This window comes from Winogradskya humida (assembly GCF_016862215.1).
GTDB lineage: Bacteria > Actinomycetota > Actinomycetes > Mycobacteriales > Micromonosporaceae > Actinoplanes > Actinoplanes humidus.
The window spans coordinates 60,912-76,188 of the sequence record NZ_BOMN01000087.1 but is presented as its reverse complement, the minus strand read 5'-3'; the positions used below and the strand labels follow the sequence as shown (position 1 = coordinate 76,188).

At 68.8% G+C, this 15,277-nt stretch carries 16 protein-coding genes; 9 read left to right on the top strand and 7 right to left on the bottom strand.

The annotated features are described in order from the left end of the window. Positions 1-353 precede the first annotated feature (353 nt). Positions 354-590 carry a hypothetical protein gene (locus tag Ahu01nite_RS30230; RefSeq protein WP_203840068.1) on the bottom strand — a complete coding sequence of 79 codons (237 nt, stop codon included), beginning with the start codon at positions 588-590 and terminating at the stop codon, positions 354-356. A 438-nt stretch (positions 591-1,028) separates the two neighbouring features. On the opposite strand from Ahu01nite_RS30230, the gene Ahu01nite_RS30225 reads away from it, so the two are divergent. The 6 genes from Ahu01nite_RS30225 (at position 1,029) to Ahu01nite_RS30200 (ending at position 6,489) form a co-directional block, all read left to right on the top strand. Beyond that, the gene (locus Ahu01nite_RS30225; protein WP_203840067.1) at positions 1,029-1,751 is read left to right on the top strand and encodes a hypothetical protein; all 723 of its coding nucleotides are present in this window, start codon (positions 1,029-1,031) and stop codon (positions 1,749-1,751) included. Positions 1,752-1,768: 17 nt separating this feature from the next. Beyond that, positions 1,769-3,109 (top strand): copper amine oxidase, encoded by a 1,341-nt coding sequence (locus Ahu01nite_RS30220; protein WP_239159253.1) that lies wholly within the window; start codon positions 1,769-1,771, stop codon positions 3,107-3,109. A 71-nt stretch (positions 3,110-3,180) separates the two neighbouring features. Continuing rightward, the gene (locus tag Ahu01nite_RS30215; RefSeq protein WP_203840066.1) at positions 3,181-3,738 is read left to right on the top strand and encodes a DUF305 domain-containing protein; all 558 of its coding nucleotides are present in this window, start codon (positions 3,181-3,183) and stop codon (positions 3,736-3,738) included. Between the two features lie 152 nt (positions 3,739-3,890). Further along, positions 3,891-5,129 (top strand): EAL domain-containing protein, encoded by a 1,239-nt coding sequence (locus tag Ahu01nite_RS30210; protein ID WP_239159252.1) that lies wholly within the window; start codon positions 3,891-3,893, stop codon positions 5,127-5,129. Between the two features lie 367 nt (positions 5,130-5,496). Continuing rightward, on the top strand, positions 5,497-5,775 hold the full coding sequence (locus tag Ahu01nite_RS30205) for a hypothetical protein (protein ID WP_203840065.1): 279 nt from the start codon (positions 5,497-5,499) through the stop codon (positions 5,773-5,775). Positions 5,776-5,787: 12 nt separating this feature from the next. Next, positions 5,788-6,489 carry a response regulator gene (locus Ahu01nite_RS30200; RefSeq protein WP_275411792.1) on the top strand — a complete coding sequence of 234 codons (702 nt, stop codon included), beginning with the start codon at positions 5,788-5,790 and terminating at the stop codon, positions 6,487-6,489. A gap of 22 nt (positions 6,490-6,511) precedes the next feature. Here Ahu01nite_RS30200 and Ahu01nite_RS30195 read toward each other — a convergent pair whose 3' ends face one another. The 4 genes from Ahu01nite_RS30195 to Ahu01nite_RS30180 form a co-directional block, all read right to left on the bottom strand. Further along, positions 6,512-7,264 (bottom strand): GNAT family N-acetyltransferase, encoded by a 753-nt coding sequence (locus Ahu01nite_RS30195; protein WP_239159250.1) that lies wholly within the window; start codon positions 7,262-7,264, stop codon positions 6,512-6,514. Positions 7,265-7,426: 162 nt separating this feature from the next. Beyond that, positions 7,427-7,846, bottom strand: coding sequence for a (R)-mandelonitrile lyase (locus tag Ahu01nite_RS30190; RefSeq protein WP_203840064.1), 420 nt, complete (start codon positions 7,844-7,846; stop codon positions 7,427-7,429). A gap of 11 nt (positions 7,847-7,857) precedes the next feature. Then, positions 7,858-8,892 (bottom strand): zinc-binding dehydrogenase, encoded by a 1,035-nt coding sequence (locus Ahu01nite_RS30185; RefSeq protein ID WP_203840063.1) that lies wholly within the window; start codon positions 8,890-8,892, stop codon positions 7,858-7,860. Between the two features lie 113 nt (positions 8,893-9,005). After that, positions 9,006-9,707: an SDR family oxidoreductase gene (locus Ahu01nite_RS30180; protein ID WP_203840062.1), complete on the bottom strand. Its 702-nt coding sequence runs from the start codon at positions 9,705-9,707 to the stop codon at positions 9,006-9,008. Between the two features lie 93 nt (positions 9,708-9,800). Between Ahu01nite_RS30180 and Ahu01nite_RS30175 the strand changes: the two genes are divergently transcribed. Continuing rightward, entirely contained in the window at positions 9,801-10,169 is a 369-nt protein-coding gene (locus tag Ahu01nite_RS30175; RefSeq protein ID WP_438874844.1) for a MerR family transcriptional regulator, read from the top strand. On the opposite strand, the gene Ahu01nite_RS30170 is transcribed toward Ahu01nite_RS30175, so the two are convergent. Beyond that, complete coding sequence (locus Ahu01nite_RS30170) at positions 10,166-11,035, bottom strand: NAD(P)-dependent oxidoreductase (RefSeq protein WP_203840061.1); 870 nt, start codon at positions 11,033-11,035, stop codon at positions 10,166-10,168. The two genes, Ahu01nite_RS30175 and Ahu01nite_RS30170, sit on opposite strands and share 4 nt — an antisense overlap. 135 nt (positions 11,036-11,170) lie before the next feature. Here Ahu01nite_RS30170 and Ahu01nite_RS30165 point away from each other — a divergent pair, with 135 nt between their 5' ends. Then, complete coding sequence (locus tag Ahu01nite_RS30165; RefSeq protein WP_203840060.1) at positions 11,171-12,439, top strand: SGNH/GDSL hydrolase family protein; 1,269 nt, start codon at positions 11,171-11,173, stop codon at positions 12,437-12,439. Between the two features lie 40 nt (positions 12,440-12,479). Here the strand turns inward: Ahu01nite_RS30165 and Ahu01nite_RS30160 are convergent, their stop codons facing one another. Then, positions 12,480-13,427, bottom strand: a complete 948-nt coding sequence (locus Ahu01nite_RS30160; protein ID WP_203840059.1) for a DUF389 domain-containing protein — start codon at positions 13,425-13,427, stop codon at positions 12,480-12,482. A 147-nt stretch (positions 13,428-13,574) separates the two neighbouring features. Between Ahu01nite_RS30160 and Ahu01nite_RS30155 the strand changes: the two genes are divergently transcribed. Continuing rightward, on the top strand, positions 13,575-15,272 hold the full coding sequence (locus Ahu01nite_RS30155; protein WP_239159249.1) for a DUF1996 domain-containing protein: 1,698 nt from the start codon (positions 13,575-13,577) through the stop codon (positions 15,270-15,272). Positions 15,273-15,277: the final 5 nt, after the last annotated feature.

Sequence of the window (15,277 nt, the reverse complement as noted above, 5' to 3'; positions counted from 1 at the left end):
AAGGGAGGGTCCTGCACCGTTGGATCGCCCGCCACCAACCGCACTTCGGGGTTGGGCGCGGACACCGCAGTTTCCATCGAACGAGAGGTGGTCTCCGGTCACGCTTATGCGGTCCTCACATCCGAAACCCTTACACAGGGCTGGTGTGGAAACGACAATCCGACGCTTCTGTCGGTAGATGGTGTATCTAGTCCCGTAACCCTTGGGCCCCGGCGCTTCGACAGCGCCGGGGCCCTCGTTCTGCGTCCCGGCCATATGCTCGCTGGCCATTCCACCCGGCCGACACGACATGCCGGGCCTGCCGGGCGCACCACCGGGCCTGCCGGGCGTGCCTGGCCTTTCCCTGCGGGCGGTCACGAGCCGCCGCAATCGCCGCCCGTCAAGTGGTCCGCGCGCCGCTGGATGTCCTCCACCTGCGCTGACACGTCGTCCGCCAGGGCTTGCAGCCGCGCCGCCGTCTCCGGGTTCGGTGCCGCCGCCGCAGCGGTTCCGAGGATCTGCGCGGTCAGCCGCAGCTGTTCAACCGTCGATAGCATCACCGCGACGGTCCGTTCCCACTGCCGGCTGCCGACATCCGCCCCGTCGTCCACCGCTGACCGGTACCCCGTGTCGGTGGCGTCACGCCTCCGATCTTCCCGATGGCACCACAGAGGGGGGAGATGGAGTCATGGTGATGCGCAGCGAACCTTTCACCGAGGCCAACCGGCTCGCCCAGCACCTGCTCGGTGCTGCCGGCCCCGGGACGTGGTCGCAGCCGGCAGGGATGCCGCCGCTCCCGGCCCGGCCCGGCCCGGCCCGGCCGCAACGCGTCCGACGACACCGACTTGCGACCGACCGATCCGGGCAACCCGATCCGGGCAACCCGATCCGGACGACCCGATCTGGGCAACCCGATCTGGGCAACCCGATCTGGGCAACCCGATCTGGGGCATCGATCACCGTTACTAGAAAGACATCAATTTACGCCTATCTCACACCCTGGTCGGCAAGGTCCACGGCGGACCGCCGAGCAGGGAGGAAAGTCGACAGTGCGCAATTTGAGACAGTGGGGGTGGGGGCTCGGCATCGCGAGCGTCACCGCGGTGGCCGCCTTCGGGGTGGCGTCGTGGCAGGCGAACGCGTCGCCGGGTACGCCGTCGAGTCCGCCGCTGACGCTGCCGCGGGTGTCCGACCCGAGTGCCGGGCCCGAGCCGGCCGCCGGGGCCGGGAGCGATGCGCTGACCAGTACCGAGGTCGACAAGGCCCGCGCCGCTGCCGTCACCCCGCAGCTCGCGTCGGGTGCCCGTGACGCGGCAGGCAAGGCCGGGCCGGAGTATCTGATGGCCGATCTTGACGAGGACACCGGCCGGCAGGCCGAGTTGTACTACTACGACTACAAGACCGACAAGCTGATCAAGCAGGTCGTCGATCTGGAGACGGGCAAGCTCGCCAGGTCCTTCTCCGCCGCGGGGATGCAGCCGCCGGCCTCGAAGCAGGAGGCGTCCGTGGCGTTCGACCTGCTGCTGGCCGACCCGCTGGGTGCCGAGTTCAAGGCTGCCTACCGCAAGGCCGCGGGCAAGGAGCTCGCCGGCAAGGAGGGGCTCACCGTCACCGCTCACATCTACACCGCCAGGCCGGCCGACAAGGGTGCGCGCCAGTGCGGGGCGAAGCGGTGCGTGCAGCTCATCGTGGAGACCGCCGACGGGCGCTTCATCAGCGTGAACGACCTGATCATCGACCTGTCCGGGCGCACGGTCGCCCGCCTCACGTGAACGGGGATCCCGGCAGCATGACGTACCGGAAGAGTGCCGGCGCCGCCGCGATCCTGGCCGCGGCAGCCCTGGGTCTCGCAGCACCGGCCCCAGCGCTGGCGGCCCCCGAGCCCGCACCCTGCGGCACGGCGGCGATGGTCAAGGAGACACTGCCCAACGGGACGACCTGGCAGCTCTGCTGGCGCGTCAACGACCGGGCGGGGCTGGTCCTGACGAACGCCTTCGTCTCCACCAAGCGTCAGCCCGAGCCCGTGCAGGTGCTCAACTCGATCCGGCTCGCCCAGCTCAACGTGCCGTACGACACCGGCGACACCGAGTACAACGACCTCACCTCGTACGGCTTCGGCAGCTACGACATGGAGACGCTGACCGGGGACGACTGCAAGGGCGGGTCCGTGCGTACGGGCTCCGACGGCGGTGAGGACCCGCAGCAGCGCGGGCTGCTCTGTGTCAGCGCCGAGCCGGCCGGCCTGGCGAACCGCCTGCACGACTACGACTACGACCCGGAGACCGGGGAGGAGAAGGAGACCGTCTACTCCCAGCAGGGGCACGACCTGGTGCTGCGTACGATCAGCAAGGTCGGCTGGTACGAGTACGTCTCCGAGTACCGCCTGGGCGACACCGGCCAGATCTCGGCCCGCCTCGGCGCGACCGGCGACCTGGCTCCGGGCGAGTATTCCGAGGCCGACCGGGGCTGGCCGATCGGCAAGCAGGCCCGCGACTACGCGTCCATGCACTACCACAGCGCGTTCTGGCGGGTCGACTTCAACATCGGCGGCAAGGGCGGCGAGACCGTCGAGCAGTTCGACACGAAGCTCGACGGACAGGGCACCATGGCCGCCAAGCTGACCACCACGAAGAAGACGATCGCCAAGGAGGGCAACTTCACCAAGGTGGACCGCCGCTGGTGGCGCCTGGCGAGCAAGACGAGCCTCAACGCGGACGGCCACCAGCGCTCGTACGAGCTGGGCCTCGGCGCCGACGACCCCTACGAGGGCCACCCCGAGACGCAGCCCGACGTGACGTTCACCCAGGCCGACCTGTGCGAGAAGTGGGCCAGCGACAACCTCTCGGACCCCGAGTGCCCGCTGGACAAGAAGACGCTCATCGACTTCGCGAGCGACAAGCAGAAGCTCGCCGACCCGGTGATGTGGGTCCGCGTGGGCTTCCACCACGTCCCCCGCGACGAGGACCAGAGCCCGATGCCGATGCACTGGCAGGGCTTCGACCTCCTCCCCCGCGACTTCACGGCGATCAACCCGATCGCCCCGGACGGCCGCGAGAACGTGAACGGCAACCCGTACCCGAACGAACCCTCCGCGGAACCCTCCGCAGAACCGTCTGCCTCGCAGGACTGACGTGACACCGGCCCGGTCGACGATGACCGGGCCGGCTCACCCCGTACCCGTCGTCATTGAGGAATTTGATCGTGGTTCTTCGCCGCCTGGCCGTCGCTCTGGTCCTGGCCCTCACCGGCCTGGCAGTGTCGTTCGTCAACGCCACCCCTGAGAACAAACCGGCCTCGGCGTCCGTGGTCGCGCCTTCCGGCGCCGACGTGCACTTCGCGCAGATGATGGTGGACCACCACGAGCAGGCGGTACGGATGAGCCGCGCCCTGATCGCCAAGCCGCAGGTCCCGGAGCGCATCCGCCTGATCGCCGACTTCGTCGCCCACGACCAGCAACGCGAGATCGACGAGACGAACGCCTGGTTGTCCGCCTGGGGAGCACCGCCACCGAGCCCCGGCCCCGGGCACGGCATGCTGACCGAGGCCCAACTGACCAGCCTCGACCAGGCAAGCACCGCGGACGCCCCGGCCATCTTCCTGCGCCTGATGATCGAACACCACGAGGGCGCCATCACCATGTCCCGCTCTCTGCTCGACGGCCCCACCGGCAACGTCTACGTCCACGGCCTGGCCAAGCACGTCATCAACGAACAGACCGCGGAGATCGACGCCATGCGCGCGCTCCTGCCCCGCACCTGACGGCGCCGGCTGTCATCGGGCGCGGCAGAACCCGATCCGATCGGGCTTTGACCGGCGATTTGCCTGGTGACACGTCCTGACCGACCGATATCAGGGCTGTAGCCATCCGAGCGGGCCGGCTGCCACTCACATTCACGTCGAGAGGTACGCCGGTGGACGCCCTGAAGGAGATCGAACAGCTCCTGGCCGAGGCCAGGAAGCACCTCGGGACCGAGGTCGCCTGGCTGTCCCGCTTCACCGGCGAGGAACAGACCATCATTGCCGCCAGCGGCGAGACCGAGGCCATGAACGTTCAGGTGGGCCGGGGCACGGACCTCAACGGCTCCTATTGCGTACGGGTCCTCGCCGGCGCGGTCCCCGCCGTCATCACCGACACCAGGCGGCATCTCGTGGCCCGCGAGCTGCCGGTGACCGGCGAACTGCGCCTCGGGGCCTACGCCGGCGTGCCCTGGCACGATCGGACGGGCGCGGTCGCCGGAATGCTCTGCTGCGTCAGCCGGCATCCCGAACCGACCCTCGATGAACGCTCGACGTGGTTCCTCACCTTCATCGCCGGGCTCATCACCGACCGGCTCGGCGACCCGGCGGCGACTCCCCACCGCCAGGCCGACCCCACCGAGACCGCAGTCCACTCCCTGTTCGACGAGCACGCCCTGCACATGGCGTTCCAGCCGATCGTCCGGCTCCAGGACGGCTCCTCCGAGGGTTTCGAAGCGCTGTCCCGTTTCACCCACGCCCAGTTCCCGACCCCCGACAAGGCGTTCGCCGCAGCCACGCGCTACGGGCGCGGCATCGACCTCGAGCACCTGGCCATCCGCCGGGCCCTGGACCGGATCGACGAACTCCCCGGCAACACCATGATGAACGTCAACGCCTCCGCCGAGGCCGTCCTCGACGACCGGGTGCAGAATCTGCTCCTGGCGTACGCCGACCGCCGCATCGCGGTGGAACTGACCGAGCACACCCCGGTCAACGACTACCTGGAACTGATCTCCGTCACCGAACGGCTGCGCGCGGCCGGCCTGCTGATCGTCATCGACGACGCGGGGGCGGGCTATGCCAGCTTCCGCCACATCCTGCAACTACGACCCGACATCATCAAGCTCGACATCGGCCTGGTCCGCGGCATCGACACCGACCCGATCCGGCAGGCCCTGACCCGGTCCCTGGTGGCGTTCGCCGCCGAGATCGGCTCGGCACTCATCGCGGAGGGCATCGAAACCCACGCCGAACACGAGATGCTCCGGCAACTCCAGGTCGGCTACGGACAGGGCTACCTCCTCGGCAGACCGGCCCCGTTCGCCTTCACCACGGCGAGATCTGGCAGGGCCGAGGAAAGCGCGTGTGCTGAGATACCAACTCCGCCGCTTGCGCGACGGCTCCCGAATTGAACGGGATAGAAGGAAGCGCTCGCATCTGCACCCTAGGCGGGCATCAGCTCGCTCAGCCGTCACCGGCCGCACCGGCGCTCGCCGGCACGCGCAGCTTCGGACCCCTTCGTGACGACCCGGCCGGGCCCTCTAGGCTGCCGGTGGCGTCGTTACATGCCCACCAAATCTGTTACCTCAGGCATAGATATTCTGGGGTCGCACGATTACTATCGCGCTGGTCACATGGTCGCAAGGAGGTTGACATGGCATCGTTGAGCATTAACGGCTCGCTGAGCGACAGCCGAGGTTTCGAGCGCTCGCACAGGAACACCTTTGTCGAGGTGGCAGGCTGGCCCCGACGCGAGCAGAGCCGCTGCGGGCTGCCGCTATGACGACCTACTCAGGCCCGGCCAGGCTGATCCTCGCCGATGGGACCCCGTTCGCCGGTATGGCTTCACTCAGCACGAACTACAGTGGCGGTCAGACCACCTGGAGCGGCACCTTCCGCCCGAATCAAGCCACCGCAGAGCTTCAGGACGTCAGCGACGAAGTGCAGCTGGAACTGCCCTACGAGCAGACCGGAGCGGTTGCCGTCACCGGCGTGCGCAAGTTTCTTGCGTCGCAGCTCATGATGTCGCTGGCAGGCCGTGGGCCGGCACCGTTCTGAGTTCACCGAAAGATCGGCTTCGCCGGCGGCCTCTCCCGGAGCAAGGCCGGCGCCGAGGATGACCTCCGGCAGGCCGAGGTGGTCCGGCGGTATCTGGAGGCGAGCGGATACCGCGCCCCGGTCGTGCATGGCGGCGTGGACGCGATCGAGGAGGTCCGGCGGTCCCGGCCGGACCTGCTCGTGCTCGATGTGATGATGCCCCAGCTCAACGGCATCGAGGTCTGCCGGGTGCTGCGCCGGGAGAGCAACGTCCCGGTGCTGATGCTGACCGCTCGCCGCGACGAGGACGACCTGCTGCTCGGCCTCGACGCCGGTGCGGACGACTACCTGATGAAGCCGTACAACCCGCGCGAGCTGATGGCGCGGGTCCGCACGATGCTGCGCCGGACCCGGTGGACGCCCGCCGAGCCGCAGACCATGCTGCGGGTCGGTGAGATCGTGGTCGATGTCCGAGGCCATCACGTCACCAGTGTTGGCCGCCGGGTGGACTGTACGCCCGGCGAGTTCGGAAGCCAGAAAAGTCGCTACATGGCCTTGTACCGCCGGGATCACCGGCATCGCCGGGTCACCAACGCCGCTGTCCGTAGAGCCCTGGTGAACCTGAACAGCGACCTGCCCTCCGATAAGGGGAAAGCTGGACGGTGGCTGACTGATCCAGCCGAGCGCAGCGCCGTGCTGGCCCTCTGGGGAGTGGAAGACCCCGGCACGCCGTGACGCTCCTGACGTTGATCAGTCGTCAGTACAGGTAGGTCCAGGTCTCCAGAGTGCGGAAGCCGAGGGACTCGTACAACGGCACGGCTTCGGTGCTGGATTGCAGGAAGGCGCGGGTGGCGCCGGCTGCGAATCCATCGCGGAGGACCCGTTCGCTGATTGCCCGGCCGTGGCCGCGGTGGCGGTGCTCCGGCAGCGTACCTATGTTGTAGATCCCGAGTTGGTCACCGGACATCGCGCCGAGGCCCGTTCCCACGGCGACACCGTTGTGGACGGCGATATAGCCCGTGCAGCCACTCGCTTTCAGCTCACCGTCGAGCAGCGCGCCGAAAACGTCGCGTGGTGCCTCGAAAGCCGCCGCCATGGTGACCGCGTAGTGCTCCGCATCGCTGACCTTGACGACGTCGATGACCGCCGTGGACCTCGGCGCCGTCGCGTATCGGACGCCCGCGGCCGAGCAGGACATCAGCGGTAGCACCTCGCGTTCGCGCAGGCCGTGATCGTCGGCGACGCGGAGGATTCCGGGGCCGGGCTCACCTCGTACCTGAAGGCAGAAGTCCCACCCGGAACCCGCCATGCGGCGGGCCATCACCGCGACCTCGGCCTCGTCCGGTTCGCCGGGGCTGAACACGCCGTTCTCCAGCGAGATGTCATTGGCCGTGACGAACAACCGGGTGCCACCGGGGCCTGACTCACTACGCCCGCCGGTGGTGTGGACGGCGAAGGCGTGCATCACGTCGAACCAGGCCGCCGTCACCTGATCGTTCTCGCTGGTCATCCGATGCCTGCCCTTCCGGGTACGGGCGAGGCCTGACCGTAACGAACCGGTCACCGCATCGTCACGTGCGGCCAGCGGTATGCGCAGATCGTGGTGGTAATGGTGGTACCGGGCCGGCGCCCGCGTGCGAAGACCACCGGCCCGATCGCGAAAAGCCGCAGGTCAGGGAGTATCGGTCGGAAGTACTCCCCTGCCGTACTCGGCGTCGGTGACGAGTTCGCCCCAGGTGCTTTCCGGGCTGCCGTCGCCGGTGCCCTCCCAGATCGCCAGGTGGGTCATGAAGTGGGTGGGGGCGGCGCCGTGCCAGTGCCATTCGCCCGGCGGGGTGTGGACCGTGTCACCCGGGCGCATGACGATGATCTCGCCGTCGCGGGCCTGCACCAGGCCGATCCCCTCGGTGACGTGCAGTGTCTGCCCGACCGCGTGGCTGTGCCAGGCGGTGCGGGCGCCGGGTGCGAACCGTACGGTGTTGACCCGTACCCGTGACGGTTCCGTCCCGGCGGCGATGACGTCGAAGTACACGTCACCGGTGAACATCTTCTCCGGTCCCTTGACCGAATCCTGCTTGCTCAGCTTTTCCATGGTTTCCTCGCTCAGAGCTGGATGAGGACTTTGAGGGCGTCGCGGTCGTCCATCGCCCGGTAGCCGTCGGGGGTCTGCTCCAGGGGGACCGTACGGTCGAAGACCTTGCCCGGATTGATCGCACCCCTGAGTACGTCGGGCAGCAGCTCGTCGATGTAGTGGCGGACCGGAGCGGGCCCACCGGTCAGGGTGAGGTTACGGCCGAACAGGTTCCAGCCGATGTCGCCGTCGTCGTACTGCGGCACGCCGACCCGGCTGATCACACCACCCACCCGGGCGACACCGAGGGCCTGCTCGTACGCCGGCTTGTGCCCGACGCATTCGAGGACGGTGTGGGTGCCGTCGCCGCCGGTCAGCTCCAGCACCTTCGCGATGCCTTCCTCGCCGCGCTCGGCGACGACCTCGGTCGCGCCGAACTCCAGACCCAGATCGGTACGCGTCTTGTGCCGGCCCATGAGAATGATCCGCTCCGCACCGAGCCGCCTGGCCGACAGCACCGCGAGCAGCCCGACCGCGCCGTCCCCGATCACCGTGACGGTGGTGCGCTGGTTGACGCCGGCGCGCACTGCGGCGTGGTGACCGGTGGCGAACACGTCCGACAGCGTCAGCAACGAGGGCATGAGCGCGGAATCTTCGCCGACCGGCGCCTTGACCAGCGTACCGTCCGCCAATGGCACCCGGACCGCCTCGGCCTGACCGCCACCGATGCCGCCGGCCGCCCAGAACCCGCCGTGCCGGCACGAGGTCTGGAACCCCTCCCGGCAGAACTCGCAGGTGTTGTCCTGCCACGCGAACGGCGCGATGACCAGGTCACCGGTCTGCACGCCCGACACGACCGATCCGGTCTCCTCGACCACGCCGACGAACTCGTGACCCATCGGCGTGCCCTTCCCACTACCAGGCATGCTCCGGTACGGGTGCAGGTCGCTGCCGCAGACACACGCCGCGACGATGCGTACGACCGCGTCGGTGGGCTCTTCGATCTTCGGGTCCGGCACATCGATCACACGTACGTCGCCGGCACCGTACATATATGTCGCTCGCATCGGGGTGTGGCCTTTCCTCGTGATTCGTGGTCCGCCTACAGGGAACCGCCGATCACGAAGACCTGGGAGTCTCCACCGATTCAGGTAACGCCAGAACCCCCCTCACGGACCCGTCAGGCGGCCGCCGGGTAGAAGTCGCGCGGGTCGGCCGACAACGCGGCCTTCGCCCCGGTGGCGAGGTCGTCGACGAGGATCTCCAACTGGTCCGCCTCGAGCCCGTCGAGCATGGCGCCGACCGCGACGGCCGGGTCGCCCATCGGGCCGTCCCACCACTGCTGGTGACCGGTGTCCGTCATGCCCAGATACACGCCGGCCACGCGCGTGTTCTGCGACGCCAGCTCGAGCCGGACTCCGCTGGTCAGCGCCCACTGCGCCGCCTTCGCCACGTGGTAGGCATTGGCCCGGTCCGCGGCGACCCAGGACATCGCGGAGTTCAGGTTGACGATCGCCCCGCCCCCGTTCGCCCTGAGGATCGGCGCGAAGGCCCGGACCATCTCCAGGGTCCCCCAGAAAGCCGTCTCCAGCTCGAGCCGGATGGCAGCCTTGTCGCCGGTGACCAGGTCGGCGAACGTCGCGATGCCCGCGTTATTGACCAGCAGGGTGACGTCCTGCGCGGCGGCTGCTGCCTGCGCCACCGACTCGGGGTCGGTGATGTCCAGGCGGAGCACCTCCACCCCCGGGAGGTCGACGAGTTCGGGGCGGCGGGCGGTCGCGTAGACCTTGGCCGCTCCGCGTTCCAGCAACTGCTGCGCGAGATGCCGTCCGAGCCCGCGGTTGGCACCGGTGACGAGTGCGACTGAGTCCTTGATATCCATGGCGGCAACTCCCGCGTAGTAGGTGATATCGACCGGCCTACGGTATGAGTTGACGCCGGCGTCAACACAAGCCCGACATCTGCTGGAGGCACCGTGATCCATATCCGCGACCTGGCCGCCCGGGCCGGGGTCAGCACCCGCGCGCTGCGCTACTACGAGCAGCAGGGCCTGTTGCGGGCCGCCGCTCGTACCACCAGCGGTCAGCGCGTCTACACCGAGAACGCGGAGGAACGCGTCGAGCTGATCCAGCACCTCTACTCGGCCGGCCTGTCGAGCCGCGACGTCGCCGTGCTGATTCCCTGCGTCGAGAACCGCGAGGCCCCCGCCGAGGCGGTCACGATGCTGCACAACGAGCGGCAGCGCCTGGCCCGCGAGATCAAGGAACTCCAGGCCCGCCTCACCCGCCTCGACGAGGTCATCGTCATCGCCACCGTCCCCGGCGCCTGCACCACCGAGCCCTAAGGCGAGATCTGACGGGTACGCGCTTCAAGTGCGGTGACGACCCCGGCCATGTCAGCGCCACCGTGACCCTGGGCGACCGCCTCGCCGAACAACTGCTCGCACACGTCGAGCAGCGGCGACGCGATCCCGGCCCGCCGGGCGGCGTCGGCCACCAGCTCGCTGTTGTAGTGGACGTCGCGGATCGCGGCCTGCACCCCGAACTCGCGGTCGCGCAGCTTCACCGTCTTGATCCGGGAGATGTCGCTGGCCATCTGGCCGGCGTTGAGCACCGCCGTCAGCCGTTCCAGGTCGAGGCCGTGCCGTTCGGCGAAGTGGTACGCCTCGGCCAGCCCCGTCACCAGGTTGATCAGGTAGACGTTGACCGCCAGTTTCATCAGCAGGCCCTGAGGGACCGGGCCGCACTCGATCGCGTCGCGGACCATCGGTGCCAGCAGGGGCCGGACAACCGCCACGTCGTCCGGCTCACCGGCCAGCATGGTGACGAGCTGAGCGGCCTCTGCCGGTTTACGCGAGCCGGAAACCGGTGCCTCCACATACCGGCCGCCCGCGGCGATCACGTCTGTGGCGAGGCCTGCGGAATACTCAGCTGCGGTCGTACCCATATGAACGATGATCTTGTCTTTGACCGCACCGAAGAGCTCGGTGCCACGGCCGAGAACCGCGTCGATGGCCGCACCGTTGGCCAGCATCAGCAGCACCACATCGGCGAGGGCGATGGCCTCGGCGGCGGTCGGTGCCATCAGGGCGCGCAGCTCGTCGCTCGCCGGCCGGCGCCGGCTCCACACCACCAGGGGTGTGCCGGCGCGGGCCAGGTTGAGTGCCATCGGCTCGCCCATCACGCCGAGCCCCAGAAATGCAATGACCATGGTCGTACGGTAGGCGTTTCTGCTTGATCAGGAAGCGTACGGGTGCAGATAGGCCAACATCGATCTAACGGTGGCGGACATCGACGTTTATGACAACGATGTCGGTATGACGTCCTCATTCACCGGAGGTATGTGATGCCAGGTCCACAAGTCCTGCTGGCCGCCGTTCTGGCCCTGACCACGGCGGCTCCGGCCGCACCCGCCCAGACAGCCGCCGCCCAGACAGCCGCCGCCCCGACAGCCGCCGCCCCGGCGTCCGGGCTCAACTACGTCGCCATCGGCAGCTCCTTCGCCGCCGGCCCCGGAATCCAGCCCGTGCAGTCGGGCACCGGCGCCTCCGCGTGCTCCCGATCGGACAACAACTACCCCAGCGTCCTGACCCGCGAGATCGGCGCGAACCTCACCGACGTCTCCTGCAGCGGCGCCACCACGGCCAACGTGCTGACCACCAGCCAGAACGGTCAGCCACCCCAGGTCAACGCGGTCAGCAGCAGCACCCAGCTGGTCACCGTGACCATCGGCGGCAACGACGTGAACTACCTCGGCAGCCTCGGTGCCTACACCTGCCAGGCCGACGGTGGCAGCAACTGCGCAGGCGTCGACCGCAACGCGATCGACCAGGCCTTCACCGCACTGGGCGGCCGCCTCGAAAACGTCGTGAACGCGGTGCATAGCGCCGCCCCCAGCGCCCACGTCTACCTGGTCAACTACTTCACCATCCTGCCGGACTCCGGCGGCTGCACCGGGGTCCCGCTCAATGCCGACCAATTGGCGTACGAACGCAGCATCGCAACCCGCCTCGCCACAGCAACCTCGAACGCGGCATCGGCGACCGGCGCGACCCTCGTCGACCTCGCCGCCGTCAGTCACGGTCACGACGCCTGCGCCGCCGAACCGTGGGTGGAGACAGGACACCCGGCAGCGGGCCGCTCCGCGTATCACCCCAACGAAGCCGGAATGCGGGCGGCTGCGGCAGCCGTGGAGACCGCGCTCGGCTCGACCGGCCAGCTGCACACCGCCGAGTTCCGCTCGGGCATCGCCGGCAAGTGCGTGGATGTGTCGAACGCCGGCACGGCCGACGGCACCGCGGTTCAGCTGTGGAGCTGCAACGGTTCGCGGGCCCAGTCGTGGGCGTACACGCCGGGAGCGGGTGGCACCCTGCGCGCCCTCGGCAAGTGCCTGGACGTCAGCAGCGGCGGCACCGCCGACCGTACGAAGGTGCAGCTGTGGACCTGCAACGGCTCCGGCGCCCAGCGCTGGGTGACCAGCACCAACTCGTCGCTGGTCAACCCGCAGTCGGGCCGCTGCCTGGACGACCCGGAAAGCTCCACCACCGACGGAGCCCGGCTGCAGATCTTCACCTGCAACGGCACAGCGGCCCAACGGTGGACGCCGGCCGCCTGACCCGCGAGGACGATCCGGCCGGGCGAGTGTGCCCCTGCGATCACTCGTCCGGCGGGTTCGTCACCGGCCTGCGGTTCCCACGCCACGCCGTGTGCTGCACCAGCAGGGTGAGCACCCCACCGAGCACGATCGCCGCCAGGTTGATGAGCAGCTGCAGGGCCGAGCCGACCGCCTCGTCCCGGACGCCGTAGGTCAGCGCGACGACGGCGTTGGCCGCCGCCGGGATCGTGGTCACGGAGATCAGCACGCCGACCAGCGTGCCGGCCTTGGCCGAGGTCAGCGACAGGATCCCCGCGATCCCGCCCAGGAAGCCGATGACCCAGGACAGCGCGTCAGGCCGCCAGATGAACTCGGTCAGCGGGCGGTCGGCCAGCAGCATCGACTTGTCCACCAGCCCGGCGATCGTCAGCAGCCACACAGCCCCGACCGTGACGAGCATGCCCACCGGGAAACCGACCCCGAGCGCCAGCGCCGAGCGGCGTACCAGCCAGGCTTTGCGCTGGACGAGGCCCACGCACAGGGCGGCGAGCGGACCGAACTCCGGGCCGACCACCATCGACCCGACGATCAGGATCGGCTGATCCAGCAACACCCCCACCGCCGCGATGATCATCGCGACCGTCATGAACGCCAGGAACGACGCGGACAACGCCGTCTCCTCACCGGTCTGATGCTCTATCTCGTGCCACACGACCGCGTCCACACCAAGACCGGGAACCTCACGCTCCGCACGGTCCGCCGACGCCGACATCGTGCTGTCGATCCGTTCCATGATGATCGCACCGTCGCGGTCGAGCCCGAGCTCGCGCAGCTGATCCAGAACAGGACTCGCACCCTCGCGTACGACGTCGAACTCGATCACGTCGCCCTGCGGTGACAGCGCGGCACCGGTCAGCACGACCAGGTGCGTGACGGCGGCGTCGGCCTCGAGCAGGCGCAGGGCCTGCTCGGCGACCCGGCTCGGTGCGATCACCCGTACATGCAGCATGATCGCGAGTGTAGGGGTCCTTTTCGCTCACTTCTTACGGCCCTCTTACATGCCCCGGCACCCCCGGTCCGCAGGCGTCCGCGCGCCGTACTGCAGGACGGCACCCGGTCCCGGGCCGCCGAACGGGTGAAACAGCGAGGAGTCAGCGTGCGGAAGAGATCACGCCGGAGCGCCGTAAGGATCACCATCGCTGTGGCGGCCGTGGCCGCGACAGGGGCACTGACCGCCGTCTTCGTCTCCGGCGGAGGCAAGGGCAGCGCCGATGCCTCCACCGAGCGGGACCAGTTCGTCCGGATCGAGAAGGTCCAGCCCAACGTGGTGAATCCCCGGCCGGGCCGCCGGGCCTCGACCGGTACGTTCACCGTCGACTGCGGTACCAACGGCAACGGCAAGTTCAGCCCGGACAACCCGGTCGCGCAGCCAGGAATCACGAACGGCGCGGAGCATGTCCACGATTTCGTCGGCAACCTGGCGATCACCGCGAAATCGTCCGACGCCGATCTGGCTGCCTCCGGCACGACCTGCACGAACGGCGACCGGTCCTCGTACTTCTGGCCGGTGGTGCGGATCGACAGGACCGTACGGTCGCGGGCCGAGACGCAGCAGGCCCTGGCTTCGACCACTCCCGCGGTGACGTGTCCTGACGTCCGTGACCGGCTGCCCGCCGTGCCGGTGCGGGCCAGACCCGCCGTCGACAGCCGGCTCGCGCAGATCGACCGTGCCTACGCCGACGCGAACACGCGGATGGCGACCGGCAAAGGACGTGTCGACGCCGACTTCAACGAGTCCGTGCTCACCGTCCTGCGGACGCAGCGCGCTCAGTTGATCAGAGGAATCAGTGACAGCATCGCCGCTGCCGGCGGCGGACGGACGACCGGCCTGCTCTCGCTGGTGGAATGTGACACGAACTACGACGGCATGCACGCGTCCATGCGGCACACCGCCGCCGACGTCAAAGCTAAGCAGGTCGCCACTCAGCAGGTGCGGTGCCCTGCAGTCCGCGACCGGCTGCCCGGCGTCCCGAGTCAGGCGCTCGACGAGGTCAACCGTGGTCTTGCGGAACTGGACCGGCAGATCTCCGACGCCAACGAAAGCCTGGTGGTCACCCGCGGGAACGCCGTCCTGGGTCCGCTGAACGCCAGGCGAACGGCCGTCCTGGATCGCATCAGCACCGCTATCGGCCGCAACGCCGCTCGTCCGCAAGGGCTCGAGAAACTCGCCCCCTGCACCGTGACCGGCCAGCCCACGGCCTCAGCCGGCAGCACTTCCGCCCTGCCCGACCCGCAGGGCCCGAACCTCGAACTGCCGAACAACACCGGTGGCATCGTCCGCCCCGCATCCGTACTGATCCAGTACCGGGGCAACGCCGCCAGAAAGGTCGTCCCGATGCCCAGGTTCCTGCGGGAACTGACCGGCGACGCCAAGCCGACCAGCCGCGGCCCGGCCAACGCCCGCGCCACCTGGACCTGCTCAGGCTTCACCGACCGGCTCTCCGACAAGTACCCGATCTGCCCGCGCGGCCAGCAGGTCCAGCGCGTCCAGGACTTCCCCGGCTGCTGGGACGGCACCAACATCGACAGCACCAACCACCGCGACCACGTCGCCTTCGCCGACACCACCACCGGCGCGTGCAAGAAGGGCTTCGTCGCCATCCCCCAGCTACGGATCACCCTGTCCTACAAGATCCCCCAAGACGTCCAGGTCGCGGGGCAGTACGCCCTGGACTCCTTCCCCGAGGAGGACCACAACCCGTTCTCCGACCACAACGACTTCATCAACGTCAACGGCACCCGTCAGATGCAACGCATCGCCGCCTGCATCAACAAGAACAAAACCTGCCGCTGAGATCG